15 protein-coding genes and 1 pseudogene are annotated in these 16,109 nt (G+C 66.7%); 8 read left to right on the top strand and 8 right to left on the bottom strand.

Annotated features, from left to right (window positions below):
* The first annotated feature begins 3 nt into the window (after positions 1-3).
* The 8 genes from WT97_RS01705 to WT97_RS01675 all read left to right on the top strand — a co-directional run bounded on the left by WT97_RS01705 (position 4) and on the right by WT97_RS01675 (position 6,867).
* Entirely contained in the window at positions 4-750 is a 747-nt protein-coding gene (locus WT97_RS01705; RefSeq protein ID WP_059500648.1) for a YoaK family protein, read from the top strand.
* Positions 660-1,193 (top strand): hypothetical protein, encoded by a 534-nt coding sequence (locus tag WT97_RS34470; protein ID WP_179949740.1) that lies wholly within the window; start codon positions 660-662, stop codon positions 1,191-1,193. Before WT97_RS01705 ends, WT97_RS34470 begins: the two co-directional genes overlap by 91 nt.
* Positions 1,190-2,311 (top strand): porin, encoded by a 1,122-nt coding sequence (locus WT97_RS01700; protein WP_059790990.1) that lies wholly within the window; start codon positions 1,190-1,192, stop codon positions 2,309-2,311. The genes WT97_RS34470 and WT97_RS01700 overlap by 4 nt, the downstream gene beginning before the upstream one ends.
* A gap of 374 nt (positions 2,312-2,685) precedes the next feature.
* Entirely contained in the window at positions 2,686-2,913 is a 228-nt protein-coding gene (locus WT97_RS01695) for a hypothetical protein (protein ID WP_034208778.1), read from the top strand.
* 241 nt (positions 2,914-3,154) lie between these two features.
* On the top strand, positions 3,155-4,510 hold the full coding sequence (gor, locus tag WT97_RS01690) for a glutathione-disulfide reductase (protein ID WP_060352704.1): 1,356 nt from the start codon (positions 3,155-3,157) through the stop codon (positions 4,508-4,510).
* Positions 4,511-5,021: 511 nt separating this feature from the next.
* Positions 5,022-5,693, top strand: a complete 672-nt coding sequence (locus WT97_RS01685; protein ID WP_208449968.1) for a CsgG/HfaB family protein — start codon at positions 5,022-5,024, stop codon at positions 5,691-5,693.
* 57 nt (positions 5,694-5,750) lie between these two features.
* The gene (locus WT97_RS01680; RefSeq protein WP_059500653.1) at positions 5,751-6,182 is read left to right on the top strand and encodes a DUF4810 domain-containing protein; all 432 of its coding nucleotides are present in this window, start codon (positions 5,751-5,753) and stop codon (positions 6,180-6,182) included.
* A 10-nt stretch (positions 6,183-6,192) separates the two neighbouring features.
* Positions 6,193-6,867, top strand: a complete 675-nt coding sequence (locus WT97_RS01675; RefSeq protein WP_059500654.1) for a DUF799 domain-containing protein — start codon at positions 6,193-6,195, stop codon at positions 6,865-6,867.
* A gap of 90 nt (positions 6,868-6,957) precedes the next feature.
* Here WT97_RS01675 and WT97_RS01670 read toward each other — a convergent pair whose 3' ends face one another.
* The 8 genes and pseudogenes from WT97_RS01670 to WT97_RS01635 form a co-directional block, all read right to left on the bottom strand.
* Complete coding sequence (locus tag WT97_RS01670) at positions 6,958-8,259, bottom strand: FAD-binding oxidoreductase (protein WP_060352703.1); 1,302 nt, start codon at positions 8,257-8,259, stop codon at positions 6,958-6,960.
* A gap of 22 nt (positions 8,260-8,281) precedes the next feature.
* On the bottom strand, positions 8,282-9,586 hold the full coding sequence (locus tag WT97_RS01665; protein WP_060352702.1) for an FAD-binding oxidoreductase: 1,305 nt from the start codon (positions 9,584-9,586) through the stop codon (positions 8,282-8,284).
* A 97-nt stretch (positions 9,587-9,683) separates the two neighbouring features.
* The gene (locus WT97_RS01660; RefSeq protein ID WP_059790981.1) at positions 9,684-11,267 is read right to left on the bottom strand and encodes a DUF3138 family protein; all 1,584 of its coding nucleotides are present in this window, start codon (positions 11,265-11,267) and stop codon (positions 9,684-9,686) included.
* 114 nt (positions 11,268-11,381) lie between these two features.
* Positions 11,382-12,221, bottom strand: coding sequence for an ABC transporter permease subunit (locus WT97_RS01655; RefSeq protein WP_034208583.1), 840 nt, complete (start codon positions 12,219-12,221; stop codon positions 11,382-11,384).
* The gene (locus tag WT97_RS01650; protein ID WP_060352701.1) at positions 12,218-13,204 is read right to left on the bottom strand and encodes an ABC transporter permease subunit; all 987 of its coding nucleotides are present in this window, start codon (positions 13,202-13,204) and stop codon (positions 12,218-12,220) included. Before WT97_RS01650 ends, WT97_RS01655 begins: the two co-directional genes overlap by 4 nt.
* Positions 13,205-13,214: 10 nt before the next feature.
* On the bottom strand, positions 13,215-14,369 hold the full coding sequence (locus WT97_RS01645; RefSeq protein WP_060352700.1) for an ABC transporter ATP-binding protein: 1,155 nt from the start codon (positions 14,367-14,369) through the stop codon (positions 13,215-13,217).
* Between the two features lie 186 nt (positions 14,370-14,555).
* Positions 14,556-15,671 (bottom strand): polyamine ABC transporter substrate-binding protein, encoded by a 1,116-nt coding sequence (locus tag WT97_RS01640; RefSeq protein ID WP_060352699.1) that lies wholly within the window; start codon positions 15,669-15,671, stop codon positions 14,556-14,558.
* A gap of 61 nt (positions 15,672-15,732) precedes the next feature.
* Positions 15,733-16,109 (bottom strand): annotated as a pseudogene (locus tag WT97_RS01635) (aspartate aminotransferase family protein); the annotation flags it as partial.

Raw genomic sequence — 16,109 nt, 5'->3', positions numbered from 1 at the left:
TCGATGGATCTCGACGGCGCCAGCCGCAATCTCACTGTCGCCGCATTGCTGACGCTGTCCGGCGGCTATCTCGACGCGTATACGTACGTCGGCCACGGCCACGTGTTCGCGAACACGATGACCGGCAACGTCGCGCTGCTCGGCATCAACCTGTCGGCCGGCGAATGGGCCGCCGCGCTGCATCACGTGCCGCCGCTCGTCGGCTTCGTGATCGCGGTGTTTGTCGCGCACCTGCTCGGCCTCGCCGCGCAGCGCGGCTGGATGCGGCATACGGCGTTCGCGAGCCTGATCGTCGAAATCGCGTTTCTCGGGGTCGCCGCGAGCGGCCTCGTCGGCGTGTCGAGCGCATGGCTGATTCCGGGCATCTCGTTCGTCGCGACGCTGCAGACGCTGTCGTTTACCCATCTCGAGGAACTGTCGTACACGTCGGTGATGACGACCGGCAACCTGCGGCGTGCCGCGCAGAAGCTGTTCGTCGGGCTGATTCCGCGTTACGACGCGGGGGCGCTGCACGATTCGGCGCTGCTCGCGACGATCAGCTTCTGTTTCCTGGCCGGCGCCGTGGTCGGCGGGCTCGTGACGCGGCTCGCGCCGGACATCGCGCTGTGGGGCGCCGTGCTGCTGCTCGTCGGTGCATTCGCGGAGATCGTGCGACGTGCATGGCGTCGCGCGGGGAACGGCGGTGCAGGCGACGCGGGCGGCAACGGCGGCGCGGGCAACGGCAGCGACGGGGCGACGCAAACGGTCTGACGGCAGGGCAGGGCAGGCGTGGCAAGCGGCTGGCCGCAGGCCGCCGCACCGAGCGCACCGAGCGCACCGAGCGCACCGAGCGCACCGAGCGCACCGAGCGCACCGAGCGCACCGAGCGCACCGAGCGCACCGACCACACCGACCACACCGACCATTTCGCCACGATCCGCGTGAGCGCGCCGCACCATCGAACCTTACAGCGCCGCGCGTGCCCGCCGGCGCCGCCGCGCCCCGTCCCGCCGCCGGGCGAACGAGACCTGGCGCGGGAAACGTTGTTCCCGGACGACAATCGTGCGATTGCCGCGTATTTCAATTTCTTTCAGCGTTCGCACTCGTCTTATGATTCAGCCCACATCGCGCCCGCCATGAACGTTCGCGATCGCCACCCGGCTGCGCACGCGGCCGGTCATGAATGGAGACACCTAAAAAAGGAAAGCTCATGAAGCAGACCACCCGACTCGCAGTCATCGCAGGGGGCGCGGCGCTGGCCTTCGCCAGCCAGTACGCATCGGCACAAAGCTCGGTCACGCTCTGGGGCGTCGCCGACGCCAGCATCCGTTACCTGACCAACGCCAACGCGAAGAACGACGGCCTGCTGTCGATGACCAACGGCGCGATCACGAACAGCCGTTTCGGCATCTACGGCACGGAAGACCTCGGCGGCGGCCTGAAGGCCGTGTTCAACCTCGAGAGCGGCGTGAACCTGCAGAACGGCGCGTTCGCCGACAGCGGCCGCCTGTTCAACCGCGCGGCGTACGTCGGCCTGCAGAGCCCGTACGGCACGGTGACCCTCGGCCGCCAGAAGACGCCGCTGTTCGACCTGCTGTCGGATACCTACGATCCGCTCACCGTCGGCAACTACCTCGAAAACGCATGGCTGCCGGTCGCACTCGGCGCCGGCCTGTATGCGGACAACCAGATCAAGTACACGGGCAAGTTCGAGGGTCTGACGGCGAAGGCGATGTACTCGACCGGCACCAACTACGAATCGACCGGCGCGGGCGGCTTCTCGGGCCAGATCCCGGGCTCGCTCGGCAAGGGCAATGCGTGGGGCGTGTCGCTGTCGTACGTGATGGGCCCGCTCAGCATCGCGGCCGGCGCGCAGCAGAACAGCGACAACTCGGCGCGCAAGCAGACGATCTACCACGCGAACGTCGTGTACGCGTTCAGCAAGGCGAAGATCTACGCGGGCTACCTGCGCTCGAAGGACGATACGGGCTTCGTCGACAGCCTGCTCGCGCAGCAGACGATTCCGGTCGCGAAGGGCACGGGTCGCATCGACGACGGCCCGTTCGCGGGCGTGAGCTGGCAGGTCAGCGCGCCGCTGACGCTGACGGGCGCGTTCTACTACGACCACATGCGCAACGCGATGACCACGAACGGCACGCTCGCGAGCGGCAACCGCTATGCGATCGTCGGCATCGCCGAGTACGCGCTGAGCAAGCGCACCGAGATCTACGGCACCGTCGACTTCAACAAGACGAACGGCGCGGCGAACGTGGAGCTGCCCGGCCGCAGCAACCAGACGGGCATCGCGATCGGCCTGCGCAATATCTTCTGACGAACGCCGGAACGCATGCGCCGGCTTCGTCCGGCGCGCATCGAAGAGGCTCCGCGAGGAGCCTCTTTTTTTTCGTCCCGCGACCTTCATACGCGCACCCGACTATTCGGCAGGCGCTCCATTGCGGAAGTCCCGCACCGTAAGCGATCCGTCGGCAATCCAGAACATACTTTTACAGTGCGCGCGCATGCTTTCCGCTACGCTGCGTGCATCGCTCGTGGCATGCCGTCTGGCGTGCGCGTGCGTCGTTCCGATGGCGCTCGGCGCGCGCTGCCGGCCTGGTGCGTAACTTGTGTATCCGGCGATGACAAACGCGGTCCGCCGGTTTCTTTCGTGGGACGATGCGCTCACGATTTTCTTGAAAGGGGATGACGATGGGTATCCTGAACACCGTGGGTGAAATCGCCGGCGCGATCGCCGCCGTCGAAGGCGCGGAAAAGCTGGATCCGGACGCGGGCCTGCTGACCAAGGCGGCCGCGGCCGTCGCGGGTTTCAAGGGCGCCGAGGCGATCGAAGGCATGCTCGAGAAGAAGGAAGAGAAGCCCGAACAGGCAGCGGACGATACGCAGGCGACGGACGGCAGCGACACGTCGCAGGCATGAGCATGGCGGCCGGTCCGGCCGCGGGTGCGCCCTTCGCGCGCTCGGGTCGACCGGTGCCGCGCAATCGGCAGGTCGGGCATGCGGTCGATCGGTGACGCATGGCACAACCGCCGGCCGGTTTGACCGGCGAGAGGCGTCGTCTCTCGCCGTTTTTTATTGGGCGCGCGACGCGAGCCATGCGCCGCACGAATTCCCGAATCTTGCTATCGTGCCTCCATTCGAACTGCGATGAGGGGATGCGATGGATTTCGACTACGACCTGTTCGTCATCGGCGCCGGCTCGGGCGGCGTGAGGCTCGCGCGCATGTCCGCGTCGTACGGCGCACGCGTCGGCATCGCGGAAGAAGAGCAGATCGGCGGCACCTGCGTGCTGCGCGGCTGCATCCCGAAGAAACTGCTGGTCTACGCATCGCACTACCCGCACGAAGTCGACGACGCGAAGGGCTTCGGCTGGACCTTCGGCGCCGGCACGCTCGACTGGCCGGCGCTGATCGCCGCGAAGGATCGCGAGATCAACCGGCTGAGCGACATCTACATCAACCTGCTGCTGCAATCGGGCGTCGAGATGCACGCCGGCCGCGCGACGCTCGTCGACGCGCACACGGTCGCGATCGGCGCACGCACGTTCCGCGCGCGCCACATCGCGATCGCGACCGGCTCGCGGCCGTCGCTGCCGCCGCGGCCCGGCATCGAGCATGCGATCACGTCGCGCGAGGCGTTGTCGCTCGCGGCGCTGCCCAGGCGTATCGCGGTGGTCGGCGGCGGCTATATCGCGGTCGAGTTCGCGGGCATCTTCAACGGCTTCGGCAGCCACGTCGACGTGTTCTATCGCGGCGACCAAATCCTGCGCGGTTTCGACGACGACGTGCGCCGGTTCCTGACCGACGAGATGACGAAGCAGGGCGTCGCGATTCATGCGCGCGCGGTGATCGGATCGATCGAGCGCGCGAGCGACGGCACGCTGTTCGTGCACGTCGGCGACGTGCGGCACGGGCCGTACGATCAGGTGCTCTATGCGACGGGCCGCGTGCCGAACGTCGACGGGCTCGGGCTCGAGCAGGCGGGCATCCTGCTCGATGCGCGCGGCGCGATTGCCGTCGATGCGTATTCGGCGACGTCGGTGCCGTCGATCCACGCGATCGGCGACGTCACGTCGCGGCCGCAGCTCACGCCGGTCGCGACGCGCGACGCCGGGCTGCTCGCGCGCACGCTGTTCGGCGGATCGCGCGTCGCGGTCGATCACGCGTACGTGCCGTCGGCCGTGTTCAGCCAGCCGGAGGTCGCGACGGTCGGCCTGAGCGAAGCCGATGCGCGGCACGCGCATGGCGACGTCGATATCTACCGCACGTCGTTCAAGGCGCTGCGCCACACGCTGTCGGGCCGCGACGAACGCACGCTGATGAAGCTCGTCGTCGCGCGCGACAGTCAGCGCGTGGTCGGTGCGCACATGGTCGGCCGCGATGCGGGCGAGATCATCCAGGGCATCGCGATCGCGATCCGCGCGGGCGCGACGAAGGCGCAGTTCGACGACACGATCGGCATTCATCCGACCGCGGCCGAGGAATTCGTGACGATGCGACAGAAAGTGGCCGATTAGCGGAAACCGTATGCGCGTGTGCGGCTGGAATGCCGGACGGCTTATTGTCGGGATATCGGCCGTTCGGATCGACGGCGCGAATGACGTGTGTCGATATCGCCGGATCGATCGTCAATCCGGCGATATCGACACGGAAGACCGGCGCAGACCGGTCGCGTGCCGCGCGAGCCCACGCGTGCAACGCTTCGCGCACGAATAAGCGGCGTATTTAATATAAGTGCGAAAATCGTCAATTATTATCAAGATACTCCGTCTTGATAAACAGGCTTGATATGATCGCGAAAAATCATATACGGGGCCGACCATGCGCGATCAACAGTGCAGTAACCAGAATAACGAAATCATTCGTGTGCGCGATCCAGGCGCGCATCGCATTCCCCACCGTCTTTTGCCGTAACGCACCCGTTGCGCGCCCCCTTCCCTGACTTGCCGCGATCGCCGAACCGGCGATGAGCGCGTGCATGAGCCTCGCGCAGCGGCATCTTTTCCAGCAAGGAGACCAGCAGTGAACATTCAGACACGACGCACCGTCCTCGTGGCGGCAGCGGTCGTCGCGGCGCTGTCCGGCTGCGCGACCGAATCGTCGCGCACGCTCGACGTGCCGGCCGTCAGCAGCGCGCAGAAGCCGTACGCGGGCAAGCCCGTCGCGATCGCCGTCGGCAAGTTCGACAACCGCTCGAGCTACATGCGCGGCATCTTCTCCGACGGCATCGACCGCCTCGGCGGACAGGCGAAGACGATCCTCGTCACGCGCCTGCAGCAGAGCCGCCGCTTCAACGTGCTCGATCGCGAGAACCTCGACGAGATCAAGCAGGAAGCCGGCTTCATGAAGAAGGCGCAGGCCGTGAAGGGCGCGAACTACGTGGTGACGGGCGACGTGACCGAGTTCGGCCGCAAGGACGTCGGCGATCATCAATTGTTCGGCATTCTTGGCCGCGGCAAGACACAGGTCGCGTACGCGAAGGTCAACCTGAACATCGTCGACACGACCACGTCGGAAGTCATCGCATCGAGCCAGGGCGCAGGCGAGTTCAGCCTGTCGAACCGCGAGGTGATCGGCTTCGGCGGCACGGCCGGCTACGACTCGACGCTCAACGGCAAGGTGCTGGACCTCGCGATCCAGGAGGCCGTGAACCATCTCGTCGACCAGGTCGACGCCGGCGCGCTGAAGGCGGCGCAGTAAATGCCGCGCGCGATACGACACGTACGAATCATTTCACTCACCAGAAGAGACAAGACCATGAAACGGGGAATCTGGCTGCCGGCGACGGCGGCTGCATTGCTGCTCGCGGGCTGCGCGGCGCCGACCACGCCGCCGCTGTATCAGTGGACTGGCTATCAGCCGCAGGTGTACGAATACTTCAAGGGGCAGCAAGCGCCGCAGCAGCAGATCGATGCGCTCGAAAAAGCGCTGCAGGAGATCCGCGCGAAGGGCCATACGCCGCCGCCGGGTTTCCATGCGCATCTCGGGATGCTGTATGCGAGCGTCGGCAACGAGCAGCAGGCCGAGCAGGAGCTGCAGGCCGAGAAGCAACTGTTCCCGGAATCCACGGCGTTTATGGATTTCCTGATGAAGAAGAAGGCCGGTGCATCGAAAACCGCGAATCCGGCCGCCGCCGGCCAGACCGTTGCCGGTCAGAAGAATGCCGATTCGAATTCCGCCAAACAGTGACACGCCTGCCATGTTCAAGACACTTTCATTCAAGCTCCTGTCCGTGCTGTCGATCGCCGCGCTGCTGAGCGCGTGTGCGCAGCCGGTACAACGTCCCGACTACACGGCGTTCAAGAAGAGCCAGCCGCGTTCTATCCTCGTGCTGCCGCCGGTCAACGAAACCACCGACGTCGGCGCGACTTACGGCGTGCTGTCGCAGATGACGCTGCCGCTCGCCGAGTCCGGCTACTACGTGGTGCCCGTTGCGGTGATGGACGAGACGTTCAAGCAGAACGGCCTGACGAACGCGACCGACATCCAGGCTACGTCGCCGGCGAAACTGCGCGAGATCTTCGGCGCGGACGCCGCGCTGTATTCGAAGGTCACGCAGTACGGCTCCGTCTATCAACTGATCGACAGCACGACGATCGTTTCCGCGTCGGCAAAGCTCGTCGACCTGAAGAGCGGCGACGTGCTGTGGCAGGGCGAGGGCCGGGCGACCGGCAAGGAAGTCGGCAACAACATGAGCGTCAATACGTTCGGGATCGTCGGGGCGCTCGTGCAGGCGGCCGTCAAGCAGGTCGCGCATTCGCTGACCGACGAAGCGCATGACGTCGCCGGGCTGACGAGCACGCGGCTGCTGTCGGCCGGGCCGCCGAACGGGCTGCTGTACGGGCCGCGCTCGCCGAAGTACGGTACCGACTGACGCGCGGCGGCGTCACACCACGCCTGTCGTCCGGACGGCCGCTCGAAACGAGCGGCCGTTTTGCTTCTGCGCGGCAATGCCGCGCGCCGCTCAATGCACGCCGAACGCGTCCAGCAGCCGGTACCAGCTCATCGCGAGCACCAGCGCCGGCGTGCGCAGCGCCTCGCCGCCGGGGAAGTCGCGATGCCGGATCCTGTCGAACAGGTCGAAGCGGCTCGCCTGGCCGTCGATCGCCTCGGCGATGAGCTTGCCCGCGAGCGCGGTCGTGTTCACGCCGTGCCCCGAAAACCCCTGCGCGAAGTACGTCGTCGGCGCGATGCGGCCGAAATGCGGCGCGCGGTTCATCGTGATGTCGACGAAGCCGCCCCACGCATAGTCGACCTTCACGTCCGCGAGCTGCGGGAACGTCTTCAGCATGTCGGCGCGCATCGCCGCCGCGAGGTCGCGCGGCTCGCGCGTCGAATAGCTGACCTTGCCGCCCCAGACGAGCCGCGTGTCGGGCGCCGGCCGGAAATAGTCGAGCACGAAGCGGCTGTCGCAGATCGCCGCGCGCGCGGGCATCAGCGCGGCGGCGCGCGCTTCGCCGAGCGGCTCGGTGGCGATCACGTAGGTGCCGACCGGCATGATCTTCCTCGCCAGCGCAGGCGCGAGCGTGCCGACGTAGGTGTTGCAGGCGAGCACCACGAAGCGCGCCCGCACGTTGCCGCCGCTCGTCTCGACGACGTGGCCGCCGGACACGTCGCGCACGCGCGTCACGCAACTGTCCTCGTGGATGCGCACGCCGGCAGCGGTGGCCGCCCGCGCGAGGCCGAGCGTGTAGTTGAGCGGATGGAGGTGGCCGCTGTCGGGGTCGTACAGGCCGCCGCAATAGCGGGCCGACTGCACGTAGTCGCCGAGTTCGTCGGCTTCGACGAAGTGGAAGCGGTCGTAGCCGAAGCGCTTCGCGGCTTCGTCGCGCCACCGTTTCAGCGCATCGGCGTCGCGTTCGGTGTTGGCCGCGGTCAGGTAGCCGGGCACCAGCGCGCAGTCGATGTGGTGTTGCGCGATGCGCGACTTCACGAGCGACAGCGTTTCGAGCCCCATGTCCCAGATCCGCTTCACGTCGGCTTCCGGCATGAACTGCGCAAACGTGTCGATGTCGCACGCGAAGCCGCCGATCAACTGGCCGCCGTTGCGGCCGCTCGCCGCCCAGCCGACGCGCGACGCTTCGAGCACGACCACCGAATGGCCGCGCTCGGCGAGATTGAGCGCGGCGGACAGGCCCGTGAGGCCCGCACCGATCACACACACGTCGGCGTCGGTCGTGCCGGCGAGCGGTGCGTGGCGGGTCGTGTCGTTGGCGGTCGCCGCGTAGTACGACGCGACGTGCGGCTGGTTGGCGAATGTCTGCATGGGGAACACGTATCAAGAGGGTTCAGAACAGCTCGCGCACGCGGTGGTACAGCATCCCGAGTTCGAGTGCGGGTTGCCGCCATGCGTCGCTGCCGGGAAAGCGCCGATGGCGCAAGCGGGCGAACAGGTCGAACGCGCGCGTGTCACCCGCGATTGCGCCGGCGACCGCGCGCCCGGCGATTCCCGTGAGCGCGACGCCGTGTCCGCTGAAACCCTGGACGTAGAAGAAGTTCGGATCGATCGCGCCGAAGTCCGGCGCGCGGTTGCGCGTGACGTCGACGAAGCCGCCCCACGCGTGCTCGACGCGCACGTCGCCGAGCTGCGGGAACACGCCGACCATGCGCTGCCGGATCGCTTCGGCGAGCGCGGCGGGCGACGCGCCGGCCGAATTCGCGCGGCCGCCGAACAGCATCCGGTGGTCGGCCGACAGCCGGAAGTAGTCGAGAAAGAAGTTGTTGTCGCACACGGCCTCGCGCCGCGCGATCAGCGCGTCGGCGCGCGCGCGGCCGAGCGGCTCGGTCGCGATGATGTACGACGCGATCGGCGCGATGCGTGCGGCGGTCGCGGCGGGCAGCACGCCGCCGGGCCCGGCGTTGCAGCACGACACGACGAAACGGCAGCGCACTTCGCCCGACGGCGTGCGCACGACGGGCCGCGCGCCGCGCACGACGTCGAGTGCCGGCGTGTGCGCGTACAGCGCGACGCCTTCGCGGCGCGCGGCATCCGCGAGGCCGAGGCAGTACTTGAGCGGATGCAGATGGCCCGACAGCGGATCGTGCACGCCGGCCAGGTACCGCGTCGATGCAATGCGCGCCTGGATCTCGCCGGTATCGAGCCACGCGAGCGACGGATGGCCCCAGCGCGACGTCGCGGCGTTCATCCATGCGCGCAGATCGTCGATGCGGCGCGGCTTCGTCGCCACCGTCAGGTAGCCGCGCGTGAAGTCGCAATCGATCCCGTAGCGCGCGATGCGCTCGGCGATCAGCGCGACGCCGTCGAGCGACAGCGACCACGCGGCGCGCGCGCCGTCGGCGCCGAGCTGTTTCTCGATCACCTCGTCTTTCGCGAAGCCGGTGATCGCCTGGCCGCCGTTGCGGCCCGATGCGCCCCAGCCGGGCCGGTGTGCATCGAGCACGGCGACGGACAGCCCGTGCGCGCGACAGTCGAGCGCCGTCGACAGGCCCGCGAAGCCGGCGCCGATCACGCAGACGTCGACGTCGATCGCCGCGTCGAGCATCGGATCGTCGGCGACGGGCCGCGTGGCCGTGGCTTCGTAGTACGAGTCGCGCGCGAGCGCATCGGCGCGGCGGGTGAAAGACTGCGTCATGAAACCGACTCCCTCGACAAGGCTGCAACGGCGCGCAGCCATTCGCAATACGGCGCGGGACGCCGTGCGTGCGGCACGGCGCCCCGCGCGTCCTGCATCAGAACGAATAGATGAACTGCGTCGCGAGCAGATCGTTGGACTTGCCGTACGAGCCGTCGTTGCGCAGGAACACCTTGTTGTTCGCCCAGTCGTGCCGGTATTCGACCTTCACGGTGATCTGCTGGGTCGGATAGAACAGCAGGTCGAGCGCGACGTCCTGGCGCACCGCGCCCTTGCACTCGAAGCCCAGGCCGCCGCCGGCCTTCGACATCGCGAGGCAGTCCGCATCGACGCCGAAGCCGTTGCTCGGGTCCATCCCGTTGCCGTTCAGCGCGATGCCGCCGCCGCCGCCGCCGTTCTTCGAGTTCGCGAGCAGGTCGTAGCGCAGCGTCACGCCCATGCGGCCGACCACCGGCGCGTTGAACTTGCGGTGCGCGAGCAGCGACAGCCCGTACCACTGCGCGAGCCCGCCGTTGAACGCCGCATGCTGCTGCCGGCCGTAGTCGACTTCGGCGTTGTACTGCACGTCGGCGAGCGTGTAGGTCGCATCGAGTTCGCCGAAGAAGAACGAGCCGTAGCCGCTCGGCGCCGCGCCGCCCGGGCCGTAGTGGACGACGCCGTTCTCGTCGATCGCGCTCGACAGCGTCTGGCGGCCGATGTTGAACGAGCCGCCGAGATCGAGCGCGCTCGACCACGTGTAGTCCGCACGCGCGGTGAAGGTCGGCACCTTGTTGCTGGTGGTGATCGGGTCGCCGAGCGCATTGGTGCCCGTCTGCGTGACCGAACCGTACGTGCGGTACTGCTCGTTGCCGAGGAAGAACTTCCACGCCCAGTTGCCCTTCGTGTAGTTCGCGCCGACACCGACGTAGCTGCCCGGATCGGAGAAATCGTACAGCAGGTTGTGCGTGAGCGTGAGCATCTGGTTCGACTGCTGCACTTCGTAGCCGCCGAAGCTCGGGATCAGGCCGGCGACCAGCGTCGTTTCCGCGGTGATCGGCACGTTGACGACCGCCGTGTTCAGCAGGTTGTCGGTGATCGAGCCGCGCGAGTTCTGTAGCAGCGTGATGCCGTTGCCGCGGTTCGGCATCAACGTGATTTCGGCCGACGGCGCCATCGGGCCGACGCCGAACGTCTTCTTGATGTCGAGGTAGAGATCGCCGAACGTGCTGTTGAAATAGTTGTACGCGTTCTCGTGGTTCGCGAACAGGAACGACGACGTGCCGGCCGCGCGGTTGTAGATGTAGGTCGGATCGATGTAGCCGGTGACCGACAGGCCGGCGAGCGGGCCCGTGGTGGCCGCGTCGGTCAGTGAGTCGACCTTCAGTTGCTGGTTCGCGATCTGCTGCTTCATTTCGCTGACCTCGTCGTTGGTCAGCGTCGCGCGTGCCTTGCCGTAATCCGGCGAACCCGGGTCGGCGGCGACCGCGACGGCGCCGCCGCCGGCCATGCCGCCGCTCGCGCCGGGCGTCGCGACCGCCGTGCCGCCCGGCTTCGCGGCGAGTTGCGCCTGCATGGCCTTCATCTGTTTCTGCAGTGCCGCGACCTGCGCCTGCAGCGCCTTGATTTCGGCGGAGGTGGAACCGGCCAGCGCGATGCCCGGCAACGCGCCGGCCACCAGCAGGCAGATCAGTTTCTTCTTCATTGCGGATTCTCCTAGTCGTGCGCCTGTCAAATCGGGATAGAATCGCGCGCCCCCCTGAGGCCGCGCGTCATGCTTGTCTGCAGTGCTTGTTGTCTTCGAAGCGGAGGCGGCCCGTCACGCCGCCGCAAACGCCGCCTTCAAGTCGGCCATCCGGCGCCGCTCGCGCGCGATCATCGTCCGGTTCACGACGATCACGCCGATCGTCACGGCGGTGATGAACAGCGTCGCCAGCGCATTCATCTCCGGGTTCAGCCCCAGCCGTACGCGCGAGAACACCACCAGCGGCAGCGTCGTCGACCCCGGCCCGGACAGGAACGCCGACAGCACCAGATCGTCGATCGACAGCGTGAACGACAGCAGCCACCCCGACAGCAGCGCCTGCGAGATCAGCGGCAGCGTCACCACGAAGAACACCTTCAGCGGCGTCGCGCCCAGGTCGAGCGCGGCCTCCTCGAGCGACTTGTTCATCTCCTTCACGCGCGACTGCACGATGATCGCCACGTACGACACGCACAGCATCACGTGGCCGATCCAGATCGTCGCCATCCCGCGCCCCTTCGGCCAACCGAACATCTGTTCCAGCGCGACGAACAGCAAGAGCAGCGAGATCCCCTGGATCACCTCCGGAATCACCAGTGGCGCGTTGATCATCCCCGTGTACAGCGTGAAGCCCTTGAAGCGGCCGAAGCGCGCGAGCACGAAGCCCGCCCACGTGCCGATCACGACCGACGCGGTGGCCGTCAACAGGCCGATCTTCAGCGACAGCCAGGCGGCGGTCAGCAGCTCGTCGTCGTCCAGCAGCGCCGCGTACCACTTCAGCGAGAAGCCCGACCACACCGTCACCAGCTTCGACTCGTTGAACGAGTACACGACGAGGCTGACGATCGGGATGTACAGAAACAGGAAGCCGAAGGCGAGAACGCCCGTCGACAGCGGTTTGCTCGGCTTGATCATTTCGCGTCCTCCAGTTCCTTGACCTGGTAGTACTGGAACAGCGCCATCGGCACCAGCAGCAACAGCACCATTGCGACCGTCACCGCGGACGCCATCGGCCAGTCCATGTTGTTGAAGAATTCATCCCACATCACGCGGCCGATCATCAGCGTGTCGGCGCCGCCGAGCAGCTCCGGGATCACGTACTCGCCCACCGCCGGGATGAACACCAGCAGGCTGCCGGCGATGATCCCGTTCTTCGACAGCGGCAGCGTGATGCGCGTGAACGCGACCCACGGCTTGGCACCCAGGTCGTACGCGGCTTCGAGCAGCGTCAGGTCCATCTTCACGAGGTGCGCATAGAGCGGCATCACCATGAACGGCAGGTACGAATAGACCATCCCGATGTAGACGCCCGCATCGCTGTGATAGAGCCGCAGCGGCGTGTGGATGATGCCGAGCGCGATCAGCGTGTGGTTCAGGAGGCCGTCGTCCTTCAGGATGCCGATCCATGCGTACACGCGGATCAGGAACGACGTCCAGAACGGCAGCATCACGGCCATCATCAGCACGTTGCGGCGGTTCGGCTCCGAACGCGCGATGTAGTACGCCATCGGATAGCCGATCAGCAGGCACAGCACCGTCGACACGGCGGCCATCTTCAGCGAGCTGAGATAGGTCGCGATGTACAGGTCGTCCTGCAGCAGGAACGCGTAGTGCGACAGTTGCAGCGCGAAGTGCACGACGCCGTCCTTGATCTCGACGAGCGACGTGTACGGCGGGATGCCCATCACCTGGTCGGCGAAGCTGATCTTCAGCACCAGCACGAACGGCAGCGCGAAGAATACGGCGAGCCACAGGAACGGCACACCGATCGCGACGCTGCGGCCCGACGGCAGGAAGCGCGACAGCGCGGCGAAGCGGTTGCCGCGCCGGGAAGCCGGCGTGGCGGCGGGCGCCCCGGTCGACACCGGCGCGGAAGGCGTGGAAGCGGAGGTTCTCATCGCGGCGTCCTCACTGCGTCAGCACGACGCCGCTGGCCGGCGACCACGACACGAACACGTCGTCGTTCCATGCCGGCGCGCCGTCGTTCATCAGGTGCGAGCTCGACAGGTTCGACACCACCGTCTTGCCGCTCGGCAGACGCACGTGGTACAGCGAATAGCTGCCCATGTACGCGATGTCGGTGACGACGCCGCGCGCCCAGTTGTGCTTCGAGCCCGGCTTCTCGCGCGACACGTGCACGCGCTCCGGGCGCACCGAGATGCCGACCGGCATCCCGAGCGGGCCGGTCACGCCGTGGCTCACGTACATGCGGGCTTCGAGGTCGTCGCTTTCGACGAAGATGTGATCGGGCTCGTCCTCGACGACGCGGCCCTCGAACAGGTTGGTCGAGCCGATGAATTCGGCCGAGAAGCGGCTGTTCGGGTATTCGTAGACTTCGCCGGGCGAGCCGATCTGCACGATCTTGCCTTCGCTCATTACCGCGAGGCGGCTCGCCATCGTCATCGCCTCTTCCTGGTCGTGCGTGACCATCACGCAGGTCACGTCGACCTTCTCGATGATGTTCACGAGTTCGAGCTGGGTCCTCTGGCGAATCTTCTTGTCGAGCGCGGACATCGGCTCGTCGAGCAGCAGCAGCTTCGGGCGCTTCACGAGCGAGCGGGCCAGCGCGACGCGCTGCTGCTGGCCGCCCGAGAGCTGATGCGGCTTGCGCTTCGCGTATTTGCTCATCTGCACGAGCGCGAGCGCGTCGGCCACGCGCTCCCTGATCTCGTGCTTCGGCGTGCCTTCCTGCTTCAGCCCGAATGCGACGTTCGATTCGACCGTCATGTGCGGGAACAGCGCGTACGACTGGAACATCATGTTGACGGGGCGGCGGTACGGCGGCAGCGACGCGAGATCCTCGCCGTCGACGAAGATCTTGCCGGAGGTGGCCGTTTCCAGCCCGGCAAGCATGCGCAGCAGCGTGGACTTGCCGCAGCCCGAGCTGCCGAGCAGCGCGAACAGCTCGTTCTTCGCGATCGTCAGGTTCACGTTGTCGACGGCCGTGCTGTCGCCGAATTTCTTCACGACGTTTTCGATGCGCACGAACGCGTCGTTTTGCGTACGGGGCGCTGTGGCCGGTTGGATCTGTCGTGCGGCAGCGGAAGAGGGTATCGATTGCATGGGAGTCACCATTCGTTCTTCACGGATTGCAGGCGTGAGCGTCCCCGCGCGAGACGCGCAACGCGACTCGCGGACGACGGCTCGTGCCGGATGGAACAGCGCGCGCGGCGCGCGGGCGGACGGAGGTCCGCGAATGTCAGGCGGGCAGGCGTACCGCGATGCCTGCGCCGCCGCGATGCACGGCGATCAGTGGCCCGTCTTCAACTGAGCCCACAGACGGTTCTCGAGGCGCAGGATGTCGGCCGGCATCGGCTTCATCAGCACCATCTTCTTCAGCACGTCTTCGGGCGGGTAGACGGTCGGGTCCTGCGCGACGGCCGGCGTGACGAATTGATGCGCGGCCTTGTTCGCGGTCGGGTAGAACACCGTGTTGGTGATCGCCGCGTTGACCTTCGGATCGGACACGTAGTTGATCCACTTCATCGCGGCTTCCGGGTGCGGCGCATCCTTCGGGATCACCATCACGTCGAACCACAGCAGCCCGCCTTCCTTCGGGTTCGCGAACTTGATGTCGTACGAGCGCTTCGCTTCGGCCGAACGACGGTGTGCGATGCCGACGTCGCCGGACCAGCCGAGCACGACGCACACGTCGTTGTTCGCGAGGTCGTTGATGTAGCCGGACGAGTTGAACTGGGTGATGTACGGGCGGACTTTCTTCAGGACTTCGAAAGCTGCCTGGTAATCGCCCGGGCTCTTGCTGTTCGGATCCTTGCCCATGTATTGCAGCGTGGCGGCGAACACGTCGACGGCCTGGTCGAGGAACGACACGCCGCAGCTCTTCAGCTTCTCCATGTTGGCCGGATCGAACACCAGCGCCCAGCTGTCGACGGGCGCCTTGTCGCCGAGCACCTTCTTCACCGCCTGGGCGTTGTAGCCGATGCCGTCCGTGCCGTACGCCCAGGGTACGCCGTACTGGTTGCCAGGATCGGCGTCGGCGATCATCTTCATCAGCAGCGGGTCGAGGTTCGCGAGGTTCGGAATCTTCGACTTGTCGAGCTTCTGGTACACGCCGGCCTGGATCTGCTTGGCCATGTAGTTCGACGTCGGCACGACGATGTCGTAGCCGGAGCTGCCGGCCAGCAGTTTCGCCTGAAGCGTGTCGTCGCTGTCGTAGTTGTCGTACTTGACGTGAATGCCCGTCTGCTTCTGGAAGTTCGGGATCGTGTCCGGCGCGATGTAGTCGGACCAGTTGTAGACGTTCAGCTCGTCGGCATGCGCCGACGGGCTGGCGACTGACGTGAGCGCGGCCGCGGCGGCGAGGGCGGCGACGGAGCAGGCTTGGCGAAGAATACAGGCACGCATGGTGGAGTTCCCCTGGTTGTGGCGGCGTGCGGCGCCCGCCGCACGCCCGTAGGCAAGGCCGTTACGAAATACCCAGTTGCTGGGCGGTTGCATCGACGGCCTTCTTCGCCTTCGACACGAGTTCATCGATTTCCTGGCGCGAGATCACGAGCGGCGGCGACAGCAGCATCCGGTCGCCGGTCGCGCGCATGATCAGGTTGCCGTTGAAGCAGAAGTCGCGGCAGATCGTGCCGACGTCGCCGCCGTTCGCGAAGCGGCGGCGTTCGGCCGGCGCTTCGGCCAGTTGCAGGCTCGCGACCATCCCGTGGCCGTGCACTTCGCCGACGATCGGATGACGCGCGAAGGTTTCGCGCATCAGCGCCTGGAAATACGGTCCGATGTCGGTCTTCACGCGCTCGACGATGCCTTCGTCGCGCAGCAGCTTCAGGTTCGCGACCG

The sequence above is a fragment of the Burkholderia sp. MSMB1459WGS genome (assembly GCF_001534535.1).
Classification (GTDB): domain Bacteria; phylum Pseudomonadota; class Gammaproteobacteria; order Burkholderiales; family Burkholderiaceae; genus Burkholderia.
Note: the sequence above shows the minus strand (reverse complement) of the source record. Positions and strands in the feature narration are given on the sequence as shown.